Here is a 16,539-nt window from a genome sequence, read left to right as displayed (position 1 = left end):
AACCGCGGGCCGTCCGGGTCGTCGTTTTGGACAGGCTACCGAACATTTTCTTGCCGGGGGAAACCTGCGCGCATAATCGTTTGGCGATGACGCTTCTTTATACGCACCCGTCCGGATTTCAGCATGTAACGCCACCGAGCCATCCCGAGCAGGTGGCGCGGCTGGAGGCTGTTCTTGCCGCGCTGGAAGGAATGGACCTGGACCGCCGCGAGGCGCCCGAGGCCCCCGACGACGAGATCCTGCGCTGCCATCCGGCCAGCTATCTGTCGCTGGTGCGGCGCAAGCTGCCAGACCAGGGCTGGACGATGCTGGATGCCGACACCTATCTGTCGCCGGGCAGCCTTGCGGCCGCGCGCCATGCGGTGGGCGGGGTCTGCGCGGCGGTCGACGCGGTGCTGGCCGGGCAGGCGCCCAATGCCTTTGTCGCCATGCGCCCGCCCGGCCACCATACCGAGCGCGCCAGGGCGATGGGGTTCTGCATCTTCAACGCCATCGCCATCGGGGCGCTGCGGGCGCTGGACCACCACGGGCTGGACCGGGTGGCGGTGCTGGATTTCGACGTGCACCACGGCAACGGCACCCAGGACCTGCTGTGGAACGAGCCGCGGGCGCTGTTTGCCTCGACCCACCAGCATCCGCTGTATCCCGGCACCGGCGCGGCCGGCGAACGCGGCGCGCATGGCCAGATCCTGAACGTCCCGCTGCAGGCCGGGACCGGAGGCGACCCCGCGCGCGCCGCCTGGCGCGGCATCTGCGACCGGGTTCTGGCGTGGCGGCCGCAATGGTTCGATGGTCTCGGCCGGGTTTATAAGACGGCCACGTCGGGAAGTACTAGCAAACAGGCGGATGCCATCACGATCCAGATGGCGTATGATGCCCGTGGCAATCTCATCTATCGGCCCCGATGGTCTCGGTCCTGGAAGGCGGCTATGATCTGGCCGCCCTGGGCCGCTCGGTGCGCGCCCATGTCGAGGTTCTACGGGAGACGACGGCATGACCGGAATCGAAACACTCTCCTTCGAGGAGGCGATGCGCGAGCTGGAGGCCACCGTCGGCAAGCTTGAGCATGGCGAGGCCACGCTGGAGGAATCCATCGCGCTTTACGAACGCGGCGCCGCGCTGCGGGCGCATTGCGACAAGGTGCTGCGCGCGGCCGAGGAGCGGGTCGAGAAGATCACCCTGGCGGCGAGCGGCCAACCCACCGGAACCACCCCCGCCGAGGGGCTGTGATGCAGGACCGCCTTGAGGATGTCCGGGCGCAGGTCCAGGCCGCGCTGGACGGCGCCATGGCCGGCCTGCCCGACGGCGACCTGACCGATGCGATGCGCTATGCCTGCATCGGCGGCAAGCGCATCCGTGCTTTCCTGGTCATGGAATCGGCCCGGCTGTTCGGCCTGCGCGACCGCGAGGCGCTGCCCGTCGCCGCGGCGGTCGAGGCGCTGCACGCCTATAGCCTGGTCCATGACGACCTGCCCTCGATGGATGACGACGACCTGCGCCGCGGCCTGCCGACCGTCCATGTGCATGGTCCGAGGCGACGGCGATCCTGGCCGGCGACGCGCTGCAATCGCTGGCCTTCGGGCTGCTGACCGATCCCGCGATCGGCGCGCCCGACGCGCGGCTGGCGCTGATCCGGCTGTTCTCGGATGCCGTGGGCGCGCGCGGCATGGTCTGGGGCCAGGCGCTGGACATCGCCGCCGAGACCGCGGTGGAACCCCTGGACCTGGTCGCGGTCAAGCGGCTGCAGGGCGCCAAGACCGGCGCGCTGATCGTCTTTTCGGCGACCGCCGGGGCCATCATGGCCGGCGAGGACGCGGGCCCGCTGACGGAGTACGCCCGTAACCTGGGCCTGGCCTTCCAGATCCAGGACGACATTCTGGACGTGACCGGAGACGAGGCCGAAACCGGCAAGCGGCTGCACAAGGACGGCGATGCGAACAAGGCGACCTTCGTGTCGCTGCTGGGGCTGGAGGGCGCGCAGGACAAGGCCCGCAAGCTGGTCCGCGCCGCCGAGTCGGCGCTGGACCCCTATGGAGAGGCCGCCGGAAACTTGCGCGCGCTGGCGCGTTTCGTTATCCAGCGCGACGCCTGAAGCCCGCCCGGAAAGGGGCAAGCCATGACCCAAGACGACCATCGCCCCGCAACGCCGGTCCTGGACCGGGTCGGCCTGCCCTCGGACCTGAAAGGGCTGAGCGACCGCGAACTGCGCCAGCTGGCCGACGAGCTGCGGGCCGAGACGATCAGCGCGGTCTCCGTCACCGGCGGCCACCTGGGCGCGGGCCTGGGCGTGGTCGAGTTGACCGTGGCGCTGCACGCGGTTTTCGACGCGCCGCGCGACAAGATCATCTGGGACGTCGGCCACCAGTGCTATCCGCACAAGATTCTGACCGGACGGCGTGACCGCATCCGCACCCTGCGGATGGAGGACGGCCTCTCGGGCTTCACCAAGCGCAGCGAAAGCGCCTATGACCCGTTCGGGGCGGGGCACTCCTCGACCTCGATCAGCGCGGCGGTGGGCTTTGCCATGGCGCGCGAGCTGGGCGGCGTCCTGGCGACGCCGTGGCGGTCATCGGCGATGGTGCCATGAGTGCCGGCATGGCCTTCGAGGCGCTGAACAACGCCGGCCATCTGGGCAAGCGGCTGTTCGTCATCCTGAACGACAATGAGATGTCCATCGCGCCGCCGACCGGGGCGCTGTCGACCTATCTGACCCGGCTTTACACGCGCGGCCCGTTCCAGGAACTCAAGGCCGCCGCCAAGGGGGCTGTCAGCCTGCTGCCGCCCCCCATGCAGGAGGGCGCCAAGCGCGCCAAGGAGATGCTGAAGGGCCTGACCGTCGGCGGCACCCTGTTCGAGGAACTGGGCTTTTCCTATATCGGCCCCGTGGATGGCCACGATCTGGACCAGCTTCTGCCCTTGCTGCGCACGGTCAAGGCCCGCGCCACCGGCCCGGTGCTGATCCATGCCGTGACGAAAAAGGGCAAGGGCTATGCCCCGGCCGAACGCGCCGCCGACAGGGGCCACGCCACCGCGAAATTCGACGTGGCGACCGGCACCCAGGCCAAGGCGAAATCGAATGCGCCGAGCTATACTTCGGTCTTTGCCCACGCCCTGGTCGATCAGGCCGCGCGGGACGACAAGATCGTGGCGGTGACCGCTGCCATGCCGGACGGCACCGGGCTGAACCTGTTCGCGGAACGCTTTCCGCGCCGCTGCTTCGATGTGGGCATCGCCGAACAGCATGCCGTGACCTTTGACGGCGGGCCTTGCCGGGCACCGCGATCAGCACTTCATGCGCGTTTTAATTCGACCTACCAGAAGCGCGGCTCCGACCAGGCGTCATGACTTGGCGATCCAGCGGCTGCCTGTGCGATTCGCCATCGACCGGGCCGGGCTGGTCGGCGCCGATGGCGCGACCCACGCCGGCGCCTATGACATCGCCTTCCTTGCGAACCTGCCCGGCATGGTCGTCATGGCCGCCGCCGACGAGGCGGAACTGGCCCGCATGGTCGCGACGGCCGCCGCCCATGATGCCGGTCCCATCGCCTTTCGCTATCCGCGCGGCGAGGGGATGGGGGTCGAGATGCCCGAGCGCGCCGAACCGCTGGAAATCGGCAAGGCCCGCGTCATCGCGGAAGGCAAGCGCGTCGCCATCCTGTCCCTGGGTACGCGCCTGGGCGAGGTCATGCGCGCGCGCGAGGAATTGCAGGCCTTGGGCGTCACGCCCACCGTGGTCGATGCCCGCTTTGCCAAGCCGCTGGACCGCGACCTGATCCTGCGCCTGGCCCGCACGCATGAGGCGCTGATCACCATCGAGGAAGGCGCCGTCGGCGGCTTCGGCTCGCTCGTGGCGCAGCTTCTGGCGGATGAGGGCGTGTTCGACGGCGGGCTGCGGTTCCGCCAGATGGTGCTGCCCGATACCTTCATCGACCACGCCAGCCCCGAGGCGATGTATCGCGCGGCGGGCATGTCCGCCTCCGACATCCGCGACAAGGTGCTTGAGGTGCTGGGCGTCGCCCGGCTTCAGGGCAAGCGGGCCTGAGGCCAGGCGGCCCGGGCGGGTTGCTGCGGCATCTAGGTGACGCTTCCGGTCAGTGCTATTCTTTCCATACCGCCGGCGGGTCCGAAGCCGCCGCGCAAGAGGTGACGATCATGCTGAAAACCCTGCTGACCGGCCTGGCCCTGTCGCTGCCCGTTGCTGCCATGGCGCAAGAGCCCGCCGACAAGCCGCAGGCTCCGGCCGCCGAGGGCGCCGAGCCCGCGCCCCGGCCCGAACCCGCCAAGCCCGCCGCGACCGAGGCAGCCCCTGCCGAACCGGCCGAGGCGGGGACGCCCGACACCCAGGCCCCGGCGACCGCCGCAAGCCCTGCGCCGGCAGAGCAGCCCGCCGAGGCCGCCCAGAAGCCTGCGGAAAAGCCCGCGCCGTTCCTGCCGAACCTTTTCGACGTGACGGTGGTCGATACCTGGGACACGCTGAACGTCCGGCAGGCGCCGGACGGTCAGGCCAAGGTCATCGCCACGCTGCCCGCGACCGCCAAGGGCATTGAACTGGTCGCACGCGATCCCTCGGGCAAATGGGGCAAGGTCAATTCGGGCGAACAGACCGGCTGGGTCGCGCTGCGGTTCCTGAAGCAGCAGACGGGGGTCTGGCAGGCCGCCGCCCTGCCGCAAAGCCTGCGTTGCGCCGGGACCGAGCCCTTCTGGTCGCTTGGCGCGACGAAATCCGGCCTGACCTTCGCCGAGCCCGACCGGCCCGACCGCGCGCTGCAACTGCGCAAGGTCATGGACCGCGGCATCGACGGAGAGCCGACCCGCGGCCTGATCGCCGGCGACGACAAGGGCCGCGTCACCGCCTTCCTGCGGCCCGAGCAATGTTCGGACGGCATGTCGGACCGGGCCTTCGCGCTGGCCGTGTCGGTCATCCTGGACGGGGCCGAATCGCCGTCCCGGATGCTGATGGGCTGCTGCTCGATCGCGCGCTAGGCCGTCTCGGCCGCCAGCAGCGCGGCCAGGCCGCTGCGGTAATCGGGAAACAGCAGATCGACCCCCAGCTCCTGCCGCATCCGGCGGTTCGAGACGCGCTTGCTTTCGGCATAGAAGGACCGCGCCATCGGCGTCATCTCGGCCGTGGCGTAATCCTCGGCCGGGGGCAGGGGGCGGCCCAGCAGGGCGGCGGCATGGGCGATGACCTCCTCGGGCGGGGCGGGGTCGTCGTCGCACAGGTTGTAGACCGCCGCCGGGCAGGGTGCCTGGATCGAGGCCATCAGCGCCCGCGCGATGTCCTGGACATGGATGCGCGAAAACACCTGCCCCGGTTTCACGATGCGTCGCGCGCTGCCGTCGCGCACCTTGGCAAAGGGACCGCGCCCGGGCCCATAGATCCCCGCCAGGCGAAAGATGTGCAGGGGCAGGCCGTGGGCGCGCGCCAGCGCCTGCCAGTCGGCTTCGGCCTGCACGCGCTCGTGCCCGCGCCGGGTGCTGGGCGTCAGGGGCGTATCCTCGTCCACCCAGCCGCCCCGATGGTCGCCATAGACCCCGGTGGTCGAGAGATAGCCGAGCCATGCCGGGCGGGCGCGGGCAAAGGCCGGAGCAAAGGCGGCAAGCGTGGGGTCGCGCCCCTGTTCCGGCCCGGCCGAAACCAGGATCGCATCGGCGCGGCCGATTTCGTCGGCGATTCGGGCGGCGTCGCGGTCCCACAGCAGGGGCTCGGCCCCGGCGTCGCGGACCCGGCGCGGCGCGGCGCGGGTGGTGCCCAGGACCTCCCACCCCTCGGCCCGCAGCATGGGCGTCAGGAAGCCGGCGGAATAGCCGTGGCCCAGGACCAGCGCCCTCATGCCGGGGCGGTCTCGGCGCGGGCGCGCAGGATCTCGGCGGCGATGGCAAAGGATCGGTGCCGCGCCGCGCGGTCGTAGATGTTGCCGACCAGGATCACCTCGTCCGGGCGGTGGCGGGCGATCAGCCGGTCCAGTTCGGCCGCGACCGTCTGCGGCGAACCGACCGCGCTGACCGACAGCGCGTGTTCGACCGTGGGCAGGATGCGCACCGGCACCGCGTCCAGGATGTCGTCGACCGGGGGCGGCAGCAGCCCCGGCATTCCCAGCCGCAGCCGGGCGAAGCTGATCATCTGGCTGGTCCGCAGCCGCTGTGCCTGTTCGTCCGTGTCGGCGGCGATCACGTTCACCGCCAGCATGAACCGCGGCCGTTCGCCGAACTCGGTCGGCTGGAACCGCGCGCGGTACAGCGCCAGCGCCTCGTCCAGATCGCCCGGGGCGAAATGGCTGGCGAAGGCATAGGGCAGCCCCAGCGCGGCCGCGAGGCTGGCCCCGTAAAGCGAAGACCCGAGGATCCAGGCCGGCACGTTCGTGCCCTCGCCCGGATGCGCCGCTACCGGGGCGCCGGGGCGGTGTGGGCCCAGATAGCGCAGCAGTTCCACCACGTCGTTCGGAAAGTCCTCGTTCCGCGACTGGCCGCGGCGCAGCGCGTGCATGACGGCGCCGTCGCCGCCGGGCGCGCGCCCCAGCCCCAGGTCGATGCGGGGGCCGTGGATCGTCGCTAGCGTGCCGAATTGTTCGGCAATCGCCAGCGGCGCGTGGTTGGGCAGCATGATGCCCCCGGCGCCCACGCGGATGGATTTCGTATGCCCTGCCACATGGTCGATCAGCACCGCGGTCGCGGCGCTGGCGATGCCCGGCATGTTGTGGTGTTCGGCCAGCCAGAAACGGTGATAGCCCCAGCCCTCGGCCGCCTGGGCCAGCGCGACGGAATTGGCGATGGCCTGCCGCGCGTCCGAGCCCTCGGCGACGACCGCCAGATCAAGTATCGAGAATTGCATGGCGAATGCTCCTTTGTCCTGACAGATAGGGACGCGCGCCCCGGCTTGCCAGCCCTGCGCGGCGCTGGCACTCTGCCCCGAAACAGGAGAATGCGCATGACGATCGCCAACCGGCAGTTGCCCGTCGAAACCCCGGACCCCGTCGAGCGGATGCTGTTCGACGATCCGGCGGAAGCGGTCGAGCGGCTGGTGGCGCTTTACGACCGCGCCTCGGGCTTCCTGCTGGACCGCTTCCTGAAGACGCTCGAAGGCCAGCCGCCGCGGGCGCGCTATCGCGCCTTTTACCCCGAGGTGCGGATGGTCGTCCCCAGCCACACCAAGACCGACTCGCGCCTGTCCTTTGGCCATGTCGCGGTGCCGGGGGTCTATGCCACCTCGATCACCCGGCCCGACCTGTTCCGGGGCTATCTGACCGAACAGATCGGCCTTTTGATGAAGAACCACGGTATCGGCGTCCATGTCGGCGAAAGCGAGACGCCGATGCCGGTGCATTTCGCCGTCGCCACGAAAAGCGACCTGAACGTGCCGCAGGAAGGGGTGCTGAACTTTTCCCTGCGCGACGTCTTCGACGTGCCGGACCTGAACACGATGAACGACGACATCGTGAACGGGACCGGGGGCACGAACCCTGATGGCAGCCAGCCGCTGGCGCCCTTTACCGCGCAGCGCGTGGACTATTCGCTGGCGCGGCTGTCCCATTACACCGCCACCCTGCCCGAGCATTTCCAGAACTTCGTCCTTTTCACCAATTACCAGTTCTATGTGGACGAATTCGAGGCTTTCGCCCGCCGTGTGCTGGCCGACCCGGGCTCGGGCTATACCGCCTTCATCGCGCCCGGCAACCAGATCCTCGAACGTCCCGAGGACGTGATTGCGACGGGGGCCAAGACCCCGCAGATGCCGGCCTATCACCTGAAGCGCCCGGACGGCGACGGCATCACCCTGGTCAATATCGGCGTCGGCCCCTCGAACGCCAAGACGGCGACCGACCACATCGCCGTGCTGCGCCCCCATGCCTGGCTGATGGTCGGCCATTGCGCCGGGCTGCGCAACAGCCAGTCCCTGGGCGATTTCGTCCTGGCCCATGCCTATCTGCGCGAGGATCACGTGCTGGACGACGACCTGCCGGTCTGGGTGCCGATCCCCGCGCTGGCCGAGGTCCAGGTCGCGCTGCAGGAGGCGGTGGCCGAGGTCACGCGGCTGGACGGCTATGACCTGAAGGCGATCATGCGCACGGGAACGGTCGCCACCATCGACAACCGCAACTGGGAACTGCGCGACCAGTCCGGGCCCGTCCAGCGCCTGTCGCAGTCGCGCGCCGTGGCGCTCGACATGGAAAGCGCCACCATCGCGGCGAACGGCTTCCGGTTCCGGGTTCCCTATGGCACGCTGCTCTGCGTCAGCGACAAGCCCCTGCACGGCGAACTGAAACTGCCGGGCATGGCCACGGATTTCTATCGTACGCAGGTCGCGAACCACCTGATGATCGGCATCCGGGCCATGGAAAAGCTGCGCGCGACCCCCCTGGAACGCATCCACTCGCGCAAGTTGAGGTCGTTCAACGAGACGGCCTTCCTTTAGAATCGGCCCAGGCTTGCCATTTCGCCGCGTTTGCTGGGGAAAACCGCCGAAAACTCTTGAAATGCGCGCGAAAAGCTTGTGTAGCGGCATTCGTGCCGCCAAGGTGGCGTCCGAAATTTCCCCCAACGGGAAAAACCGAGGAGACAGAACATGGCTCAGGCCGCTTCGAAACCGATGACCAAGACCCAGCTCGTGGCCACCCTGGCCGAGGAAATGGGCAGCGACAAGAAAACCGCTGCCGCCGCGCTGGACGCGCTTTCGGCCGTCGTCTCGAAAACCGTCGCCGAAGGCGGCGCCCTTACCCTGCCCGGCATCGGCAAGGTCGCCTGCCGCGCACGGCCCGAACGCCAGGTGCGCAATCCCCAGACCCAGGAAATGATGACCAAGCCCGCCGACAAGGTGGTCAAGATCACCATCGCCAAGGCGCTCAAGGACAGCGTGAACGCCTGATTTCCCGGCATCCGCATCCAGAAGGGGCCGCGCAGCATTGCGCGGTCCTTTTCATTTGCGCCGCGCGGCGGCTGCCGCCTTTCCCCTTGCGCCCGCGCCGCCATCTGCTAGCCCGAAGGGAAACGCAGGGGGCGGGCATGGACTTCAAGGCCATTCTGATGGGCTTCGGCTTTGCGCTGATGTGGGCCTCGGCCTTCACCACGACGCGCATCATCGTCACCGCCGCGCCCCCGCTGACCGCGCTGGTCATCCGCTTTGCCCTGTCCGCCGTGGTTGCCATCCCGCTGGCGCTGGCCATGGGGCAAAGCCTGCGGCTGAACCGGGCGGAATGGCGCACCGTCATCATCTTCGGCATCTGCCAGAACGCGCTGTACCTGGGGCTGAACTGGGTCGCGATGCAGCATGTCGAGGCGTCGGCCGCAGCCATCATCGCCTCGATGATGCCGCTGATCGTGGCCTTCCTGGGCTGGCTGCTGTACTCCGAGCGGCTGCGGCCGATCGCGGTGGCGGGGCTTGTCGCCGGCGTCCTGGGCGTCACCATCATCATGGGGGTGCGGCTGCGCCACGGGCTGGACATCCCCGGCCTGCTGCTGTGCCTGGCGGGGGTCGTCGCGCTGACCGTGGCGACGCTGGCCGCGCGGGGCGCGGGTGGCAGCCGGAACATGATGACCATCGTGGCCATGCAGATGGCCGTGGGCGCGGCGGCCCTGCTGGTCCCGGCCCTCGTCCTCGAGGCGGGCCGGCCCGTAGAGTGGAGCGCGGCGCTGCTCTGGTCCTTCCTTTATACCGTGCTGGCGCCCGGCATCGGCGCCACCTGGATCTGGTTCCTGCTGGTCAACCGGGTGGGCGCGGTGCGGGCCGCGACCTTTCACTTCCTGTCGCCGATCTTCGGCGTCGCCATCGCGGCGGCGTTGCTGGGCGAACGCTCGGGGCATCGGACGTGATCGGCGCGGTGATTGTGGCGGCGGGCATCCTGATGGTCCAGCTGGCCAGCATCCCGCAGCCGGCGGCGGTGCCCGGCGGGGCGGCGCAGCCGCGGCGCTGACGCCGCGATCCCAGGCGCCCGTGGACCCAGGCCCCGGGCCGGTGCGTTGTGCCCGGCAGCAGGCTTGATTTTCACGCAATGTTCCACATCTTCGCATGATGCGCGCCGAACCCCTTTTGTTCCCGACCGAGGCCGGTCTGTTCTGCCCCGAGGGCGGATTCCACATCGACCCGGTGAAGCCGGTCGAGCGGGCGCTGATCACCCACGGCCATTCCGACCACGCCCGCTGGGGCCATGGCGCCGTCCTGGCCACGCGCCAGACGCTGGATATCATGCGCCTGCGCATGGGCGAGGATTGCGCCGGCTCGATGCAGGAGGCGCAGGGCGCCATGCGCATAGGCGGGGTCGAGGTCGCCTTTCATCCTGCGGGCCATGTGCTCGGCTCGGCCCAGATCGCGGTGACGGGGCAGGGCCAGCGGATCGTCGTCTCGGGCGACTACACCCGCCAGCCGAACCCGACCTGCGCGCCGTTCGAGCCCGTTCCCTGCGACATCTTCGTGACCGAGGCGACCTTCGGCCTGCCGGTGTTCCGCTTTCCAGACCCGGCGACGCAGGTGGAAAAGCTGATCGCCAGCATGGCCGAGTTCCCCGACCGTCCGCATCTGATCGGCGCCTATGCGCTGGGCAAGGCCCAGCATCTGATCGCGCTGATGCGCGAGGCGGGCTATGACGCGCCGATCGCCATCCACGGCGCGCTGAAGGTCCTGTGCGATTATTATGCCGCCCAGGGGGTGGAACTGGGCGAGCTGATCCCCGCCACGGCCGACGCGGTGCCGGCACAACTGGTGATCGCCCCGCCCTCGGCCTTCGCGAGCCTCTGGGTGCAGCGGTTCCGCGACCCGGTGATCGGCTTTGCCTCGGGCTGGATGACGGTGCGGGCACGGGCGCGCCAGCGCGGGGTCGAACTGCCCCTGATCCTCAGCGACCATGTCGACTGGCCCATGCTGACGGGCACCCTGACCGAACTGGCCCCGGCCGAGGTCTGGGTCACCCATGGCACCGAGGACGGCGTCATCCGCTGGTGCGAGCTGGCGCAGATTCCCGCCCGCCCGTTGCGGCTGGTCGGATACGAGGACGAGGCCGAGGAATGAAGGCTTTCGCCGCCCTGCTGGAGCGCCTGGCCTTCACGCCCGCGCGGAATGCGAAATTGCAGCACCTGCAGCATTACCTGGAACGCACGCCCGACCCCGACCGGGGCTGGGCCTTGGCGGCGCTGACCGGCGATCTGGAACTGCGCCGCGTCACCCCCTCGCTGCTGCGGGGGCTGGCGGCCGAGCGCATCGACGACCAGCTTCTGGCGCTGTCCTATGACTTCGTGGGCGACCTGGCCGAGACCATCGCCCTGGTCTGGCCCGAAGGGGCCGAGGACGATCCGCCATTGTCCCAGGCGGTCGAATTGCTGCAGACCACCGGCAAGGCCGGATTGCCCGGCGCCATCGCGGCCATGCTGGACCGGCTGGGACCGTCCGAGCGGCTGGCCTTCCTGAAGCTCGCCACCGGCAACCTGCGCGTCGGCCTGTCGGCACGGATGGCGCGGATGGCGCTGGCCGGGATGGGCAGCCCCTCGGTCGCGGATCTCGAGGAGATCTGGCACGGGCTCGCGCCGCCCTATGGCCCGCTGTTTTCCTGGATCGGCGGTGGCGCGCGGCCCGAAAGCGCGGCGCTGGCACCGTTCCGGCCGGTGATGCTGTCGACGCCGACCGACCTTGACGAATTGCGCGCGCTGGACCCGGCCGATCATGTCGCCGAATGGAAATGGGACGGCATCCGCGTGCAGGCGGTCAGCGAAGGCGGCGTCCGGCGGCTTTATTCCCGCACCGGCGAGGATATCTCGCACGCCTTTCCCGACGTGGTCGAGGCGATGGCGTTCGAGGGCGCGGCCGATGGCGAACTGCTGGTGCGCCGCGACGGGCAGGTGGCGCCCTTCGGCGATCTGCAAAAGCGGCTGAATCGCAAGGCAGTGGGCCGGGCGCTGCTGGCGAGCCATCCGGCGGGCCTGCGGCTTTACGACCTGCTGGTCTGGCAGGGCCGCGACCTGCGCGGCCTGCCGCTGGCCGAGCGGCGGGCAGTGCTGGAAAGCCTGGATTTCGGCGAGCGCATCGACATCTCGCCCTGCCTGGCGTTCGCGACCTGGGACGATCTGGCGGCGCTGCGCGCCGATCCGCCGGCGGCAGTGATCGAGGGCGTGATGATCAAGCGCCGCGACAGCACCTATGTCGCCGGGCGGCCGCGCGGGCCCTGGTTCAAATGGAAGCGCGACCCGATGGTCGTCGATGCCGTGCTGCTTTACGCGCAGCGCGGGCACGGCAAGCGATCGGGCTTTCATTCGGACTTTACCTTCGGCCTGTGGGCGGGCGACGAACTGGTGCCCGTCGGCAAGGCCTATTTCGGCTTTACCGACGCCGAACTGCGCGAACTGGATCGGTTCGTACGCGCCAACACGACCGAGCGCTTCGGTCCGGTCCGGGCGCTGGCGCCCAAGTTGGTGGTCGAGGTAGCGTTCGAGGGGCTGAACCGCTCGACCCGCCACCGTTCTGGCGTTGCCATGCGTTTCCCATTCGTAGTGCTGCGTGCGCCCGTCGACTGTCGAGGCCGACCGGCTCTCGCGGCGGATGTTCTGGGTCGCCGCATTGCCAAGCTGGTTATAAGTGGTTTTCACCCATCCGCATCAGCTGGCTGCTGCTGGCGGCGCAAGGCGACAGCCTGCTGATCGCGCCGACCGGCGGCGGCAAGACGCTGGCGGGGTTCCTGCCCTCGCTGGTGGAGCTTGCGCAGGCGGCGGGGCCGGATGGGTATTTGGCAAACGGTGAAAGCGGCAGGGGCGGGCTGCATACGCTTTACGTCTCGCCCTTGAAGGCACTGACGGCGGATATCCGGCGCAATCTGGCGCGTCCGGTGGCCGAGCTGGGGCTGGCGATCCGCGTCGAGGACCGCACCGGCGACACTGGCCAGACCCAGCGCCGCCGCCAGCGCGTGGACCCGCCGCATGTGCTGCTGACCACGCCCGAAAGCCTGGCCCTGATGCTGAGCTATCCCGAGGCGCCGGCGATCTTTGGCGGCCTGCGCCGGGTGGTGCTGGACGAATTGCACGCCCTGGCCGAAAGCAAGCGCGGCGACCAGCTGATGCTGGGGCTGGCGCGGCTGCGGCGGCTGTCGCCTGCGCTGCGGGTGACGGGCCTGTCGGCCACGGTCGAGGATCCGCAGGCGCTGGCGGGCTTCATGGCGGGCGCGCGTCCGGTCGAGATCGTCGAGGCCGATCCCGGCCCCGACCCCGACATCGCCATGCTGGCGACCGCCCGGCCCGCGCCCTGGGCCGGCAGCGGCGGGCGCTATGCCATCCCCGAGGTGCTCGAGGCGGTCAAGGCGGCGCGCACCACCATCATCTTCATCAACACCCGCGCCCAGGCCGAGGTGTTCTTTCAGGCGCTTTGGGCCGCGAACGAGGAGAACCTGCCCATCGGGCTGCATCACGGCAGCCTGGCGCGCGAACAGCGCGCCCGGGTCGAGGCGGCGATGGCGGCGGGCGCATTGCGGGCCGTGGTGGCGACCGGCAGCCTGGATCTGGGCATCGACTGGGGCGCGGTCGACCTGGTGATCCAGATCGGCGCGCCCAAGAACGTCAAGCGCCTGGTGCAGCGCATCGGCCGGGCGAACCACCGCTACAACGCGCCCTCCAGGGCGCGGATCGTGCCGGCCAACCGCTTCGAGCAGATCGAATGCATCGCCGCGCTGGAGGCGGTGCGCGCGCGCGCGCTGGACGGCGATCCCCGCGGGCCGGGGCCGCTGGACGTGCTCTGCCAGATATCCTGCTGACTGCCTGCGCGGGGCCCTTCGAGGCCGATGCCTTATGCCGAGGTGGTGACCGCCGGTCCTTATCGCTGCCTCAGCCGGCCCGACTTCGACGCCTGCCTGGATTTCGCGGCGACCGGCGGCTATGCGCTGCGCGCCAACGAGTTGCTGGACGAGTTGCTGAAGGGCTGCAAGCGGCCTGAGGATCTGCTGGGCGATGCCGGGCTGATGAAAGAGCTGAAGGTCCGGCTGATGGAACGGATGCTGGGGGCCGAACTGACCGCCCATCTGGGCGAGGTCGAGGAGTCCTTCGCCTCGAGCCTTGTTCCCGGCGACAGCTTCCTGATCGGCGGCAGCGTCGTGCGCATGGCGCGCTGCGCGAGATGGTGGTCGAGGTGACGCCCGATCCCCGGCGCGAGCCCAAGATCGCCGTCTATTCCGGGCTGAAGCCCGCCATGTCCACCCAGCTTGCCCATCGCGTCCTGGCGCTGATCGGCGATCCGGCCCGCCATGCGGTCCTGCCGCCCGACACCCGCGACTGGCTGGCCTTGCAGGCCCGCTTCAGCCGCTTGCCGCGCCCGGGCCTGTTGCTGTCGGAAAGCTTTCCCCACGCGGGCCGCAACTATTTCGCGCTTTACGGTTTTGCGGGCCGTCATGCGCTGCAGACGCTGGGCCTGCTGGTCACCCGCGAGATGGAGGAGGAGGGGCTGGGCCCCCTGGGGTTCCTGTCCACCGATTACGCCCTGCTGGCCTGGTCGCTAGACCCGGTGCTGGACCCGGACCCGCTGCTGGACGTCAGCCGGCTGCGGGCGGGCCTGGGCGACTGGCTGGGCGAGAACGCGGTGATGAAGCGGACGTTTCGCAATGTCGCCACCGTGGCCGGGCTGATCCAGCGCAACAGCCCCGGCCTGCGCAAGAGCGGCCGGCAGGCGACCTTTTCCAGCGACATCCTTTACGATACGCTGCGCCGCTATGATCCCGGCCACCTGATGCTGCGCGTGACGGCGGAGGAGGCGGGCCGGGGCCTGGTGGATTTCGGCCGGGTCGAGGAGATGCTGGCCCGCTCGCCCCTGCGCGAACATCGGGTGTTGGACCGCGTCTCGCCCTTGGCCGCGCCGATGATGCTGGAACGCGGTCGTGTGCCGATCCGGGGCGAGGGGCACGAGCGGCTGGCGCGGATCGAGGCCGAGGCGCTGATGCGTGAGGCCGGGCTGGAGGCCCTGACGTGAGCGGATATGGGTTCGAGTATCACGGCCTGCGGCTGGTGGCCCGCGGCTCGGGCGCACTCTGGTGGCCCAAAGGGCGCTGGCTGGTCGTCGCCGACCTGCACCTGGGCAAGTCCGAGCGCATGGCCCGGCGCGGCGGGCCGCTGCTGCCCCCCTATGAAGGGCTCGCAACGCTAGAGCGGCTGGCGGCTGAGGTGGCGGCGCTTGAGCCCGCCGCGATCGTGAGCCTCGGCGACGGGTTCGACGACATGGCGGCGGCGGGCGCGCTGGACGAGGCGATCGCCAGGGGGCTTGCGGACCTGGCACGGGGCCGGGACTGGATCTGGGTGCTGGGCAACCACGATCCCGAGGCGCCGGCCGGCCTGCCGGGGCAGGCGCAGGAGGCGCTGCGCCTCGGCCGCGTCGCCTTGCGCCACGAACCGGGGCCGGGCCCCGATATCTGCGGCCATTATCACCCGGCGGTCCGCCTGGCAGGCGAACGGCGGCGGGCCTTTCTGCTGGGGGCGGATCATCTGATCCTGCCGGCCTTCGGGGCCTATACCGGCGGGCTGGCCTGCGACGATCCGGCCTTGACCGCGCTGGTCCCGCGCGGGCTGGCGATTGCCTGCGGTCCCCGGCCCATCGTCCTGCCGGTCGGCTTGTCCCCGCAGCGCCGTCTGCGCCGCTGAGCGGCAAAGAAAAAGGGCCGCGGCGAGGCGGCCCTTTGATCGTCAAAACGCTAAGGGATCAGAACCGGAAGTTCACGCCCAGCTTGACGTTGTTGTATTTCGCGGTCGCATTGGTGTCGTTGACGCCGTTCGACAGATTTTCGCTGCCGAAATTGGCATATTCGTATTCTCCGGTCACAGACCACTTCTCGTTGATCTGCTTTTCCACGCCCAGACCCACAATGTAGCCGGTTTTGCTGAAGCTGTCGTCAAGCTCGGCCGCAGCACCGATGATCGAATAGTCAACCTTGGCGCGACCAACACCGGCGATACCATAAACCAACATGCCATTGTCCATAGCATAGCCGGTTTTTAGGCGCAGAGCGATCATGTGCTTGATCTGAGATTCGACATCATAGCCTTCGGACGAAAAGCTGTCCTTGATGTCGCCGCCTTCGATACCAAGCTCCGGGCCAATGACCCAGTTCCCGCGCTGCCAGCGGTAACCAATGCGAACGCCGGCGTTCGCACCATTCAGGTCCAACTCACCCAGACTGTCAGTCAGACCTGCACCGCCAAACCCGACCTCATCCTTGCCGCTGAAGGCATAGCCCAGGGTGAGACCGGCATAGCCGCCTTCCCACGAGCCGACCGGCGTTTCGATGACGACCGGCGTCGGAGCGGTTTCGACAACCGGGGGAACATAGCCACCGGCATGCGCTGCCGCCGTTCCAAGGATCAGGGTCGAGGCCGCAAGGGCAACGGATTTCATCGTCATCTTGTCATCTCCTGGGTCGCGTGCGCCTGCGAATCGTCGGGCCGGCGCGCATATGTGCTGGGCTTCTTTTCATACGGAGGTAGTCCCGCCTCCGCCCGGGTGCAACAAGGCACGAACCTGAGATCGAATCCAAGATCCGAGGCGCGTCCAAACTGCAACATTCTCGCCCTGGTTGCATAACAAAATCGCGA

10 protein-coding genes and 5 pseudogenes are annotated in these 16,539 nt (G+C 69.2%); 12 read left to right on the top strand and 3 right to left on the bottom strand.

Annotated features, from left to right (window positions below; translation table 11 throughout):
- Positions 1-86: 86 nt before the first annotated feature.
- From DPM13_RS06420 to DPM13_RS06400, 5 genes and pseudogenes are all read left to right on the top strand, one after another.
- Positions 87-997: pseudogene (locus DPM13_RS06420) on the top strand (histone deacetylase family protein).
- Positions 994-1,230 carry an exodeoxyribonuclease VII small subunit gene (locus DPM13_RS06415; protein ID WP_028718506.1) on the top strand — a complete coding sequence of 79 codons (237 nt, stop codon included), beginning with the start codon at positions 994-996 and terminating at the stop codon, positions 1,228-1,230. The pseudogene DPM13_RS06420 and the gene DPM13_RS06415 overlap by 4 nt, the downstream one beginning before the upstream one ends.
- A pseudogene (locus DPM13_RS06410) lies at positions 1,230-2,092 on the top strand (polyprenyl synthetase family protein). Before DPM13_RS06415 ends, DPM13_RS06410 begins: the two are co-directional and overlap by 1 nt.
- Positions 2,093-2,116: 24 nt before the next feature.
- Positions 2,117-4,042: pseudogene (gene dxs / locus DPM13_RS06405) on the top strand (1-deoxy-D-xylulose-5-phosphate synthase).
- Between the two features lie 110 nt (positions 4,043-4,152).
- Complete coding sequence (locus DPM13_RS06400) at positions 4,153-4,983, top strand: COG3650 family protein (RefSeq protein WP_223252392.1); 831 nt, start codon at positions 4,153-4,155, stop codon at positions 4,981-4,983.
- Here DPM13_RS06400 and DPM13_RS06395 read toward each other — a convergent pair.
- Positions 4,980-5,834, bottom strand: coding sequence for an SDR family oxidoreductase (locus DPM13_RS06395; RefSeq protein ID WP_112887663.1), 855 nt, complete (start codon positions 5,832-5,834; stop codon positions 4,980-4,982). The genes DPM13_RS06400 and DPM13_RS06395 overlap by 4 nt on opposite strands.
- Complete coding sequence (locus DPM13_RS06390) at positions 5,831-6,832, bottom strand: LLM class flavin-dependent oxidoreductase (protein WP_080621108.1); 1,002 nt, start codon at positions 6,830-6,832, stop codon at positions 5,831-5,833. Before DPM13_RS06390 ends, DPM13_RS06395 begins: the two co-directional genes overlap by 4 nt.
- 150 nt (positions 6,833-6,982) lie before the next feature.
- Here DPM13_RS06390 and DPM13_RS06385 point away from each other — a divergent pair, with 150 nt between their 5' ends.
- From DPM13_RS06385 to pdeM, 7 genes and pseudogenes are all read left to right on the top strand, one after another.
- Entirely contained in the window at positions 6,983-8,413 is a 1,431-nt protein-coding gene (locus DPM13_RS06385) for an AMP nucleosidase (RefSeq protein ID WP_374384647.1), read from the top strand.
- Between the two features lie 150 nt (positions 8,414-8,563).
- Positions 8,564-8,863: an HU family DNA-binding protein gene (locus tag DPM13_RS06380; RefSeq protein WP_028718499.1), complete on the top strand. Its 300-nt coding sequence runs from the start codon at positions 8,564-8,566 to the stop codon at positions 8,861-8,863.
- A gap of 137 nt (positions 8,864-9,000) precedes the next feature.
- Positions 9,001-9,908 (top strand): annotated as a pseudogene (locus DPM13_RS06375) (DMT family transporter).
- A 98-nt stretch (positions 9,909-10,006) separates the two neighbouring features.
- A complete protein-coding gene (locus DPM13_RS06370; RefSeq protein WP_112888711.1) occupies positions 10,007-10,999 on the top strand; it encodes a ligase-associated DNA damage response exonuclease in 993 nt (330 codons plus the stop codon).
- Positions 10,996-12,618 (top strand): cisplatin damage response ATP-dependent DNA ligase, encoded by a 1,623-nt coding sequence (locus tag DPM13_RS06365; protein ID WP_223252391.1) that lies wholly within the window; start codon positions 10,996-10,998, stop codon positions 12,616-12,618. Before DPM13_RS06370 ends, DPM13_RS06365 begins: the two co-directional genes overlap by 4 nt.
- A pseudogene (locus DPM13_RS06360) lies at positions 12,570-14,926 on the top strand (DEAD/DEAH box helicase). The gene DPM13_RS06365 and the pseudogene DPM13_RS06360 overlap by 49 nt, the downstream one beginning before the upstream one ends.
- A complete protein-coding gene (gene pdeM / locus DPM13_RS06355) occupies positions 14,923-15,591 on the top strand; it encodes a ligase-associated DNA damage response endonuclease PdeM (RefSeq protein WP_112887662.1) in 669 nt (222 codons plus the stop codon). The pseudogene DPM13_RS06360 and the gene pdeM overlap by 4 nt, the downstream one beginning before the upstream one ends.
- Before the next feature lie 58 nt (positions 15,592-15,649).
- On the opposite strand, the gene DPM13_RS06350 is transcribed toward pdeM, so the two are convergent.
- Positions 15,650-16,348, bottom strand: coding sequence for an outer membrane protein (locus DPM13_RS06350; RefSeq protein WP_112887661.1), 699 nt, complete (start codon positions 16,346-16,348; stop codon positions 15,650-15,652).
- Between the last annotated feature and the right edge of the window lie 191 nt (positions 16,349-16,539).

This window comes from Paracoccus mutanolyticus, from assembly GCF_003285265.1.
GTDB lineage: Bacteria > Pseudomonadota > Alphaproteobacteria > Rhodobacterales > Rhodobacteraceae > Paracoccus > Paracoccus yeei.
This window is presented reverse-complemented; position numbering and strand designations above follow the sequence as displayed.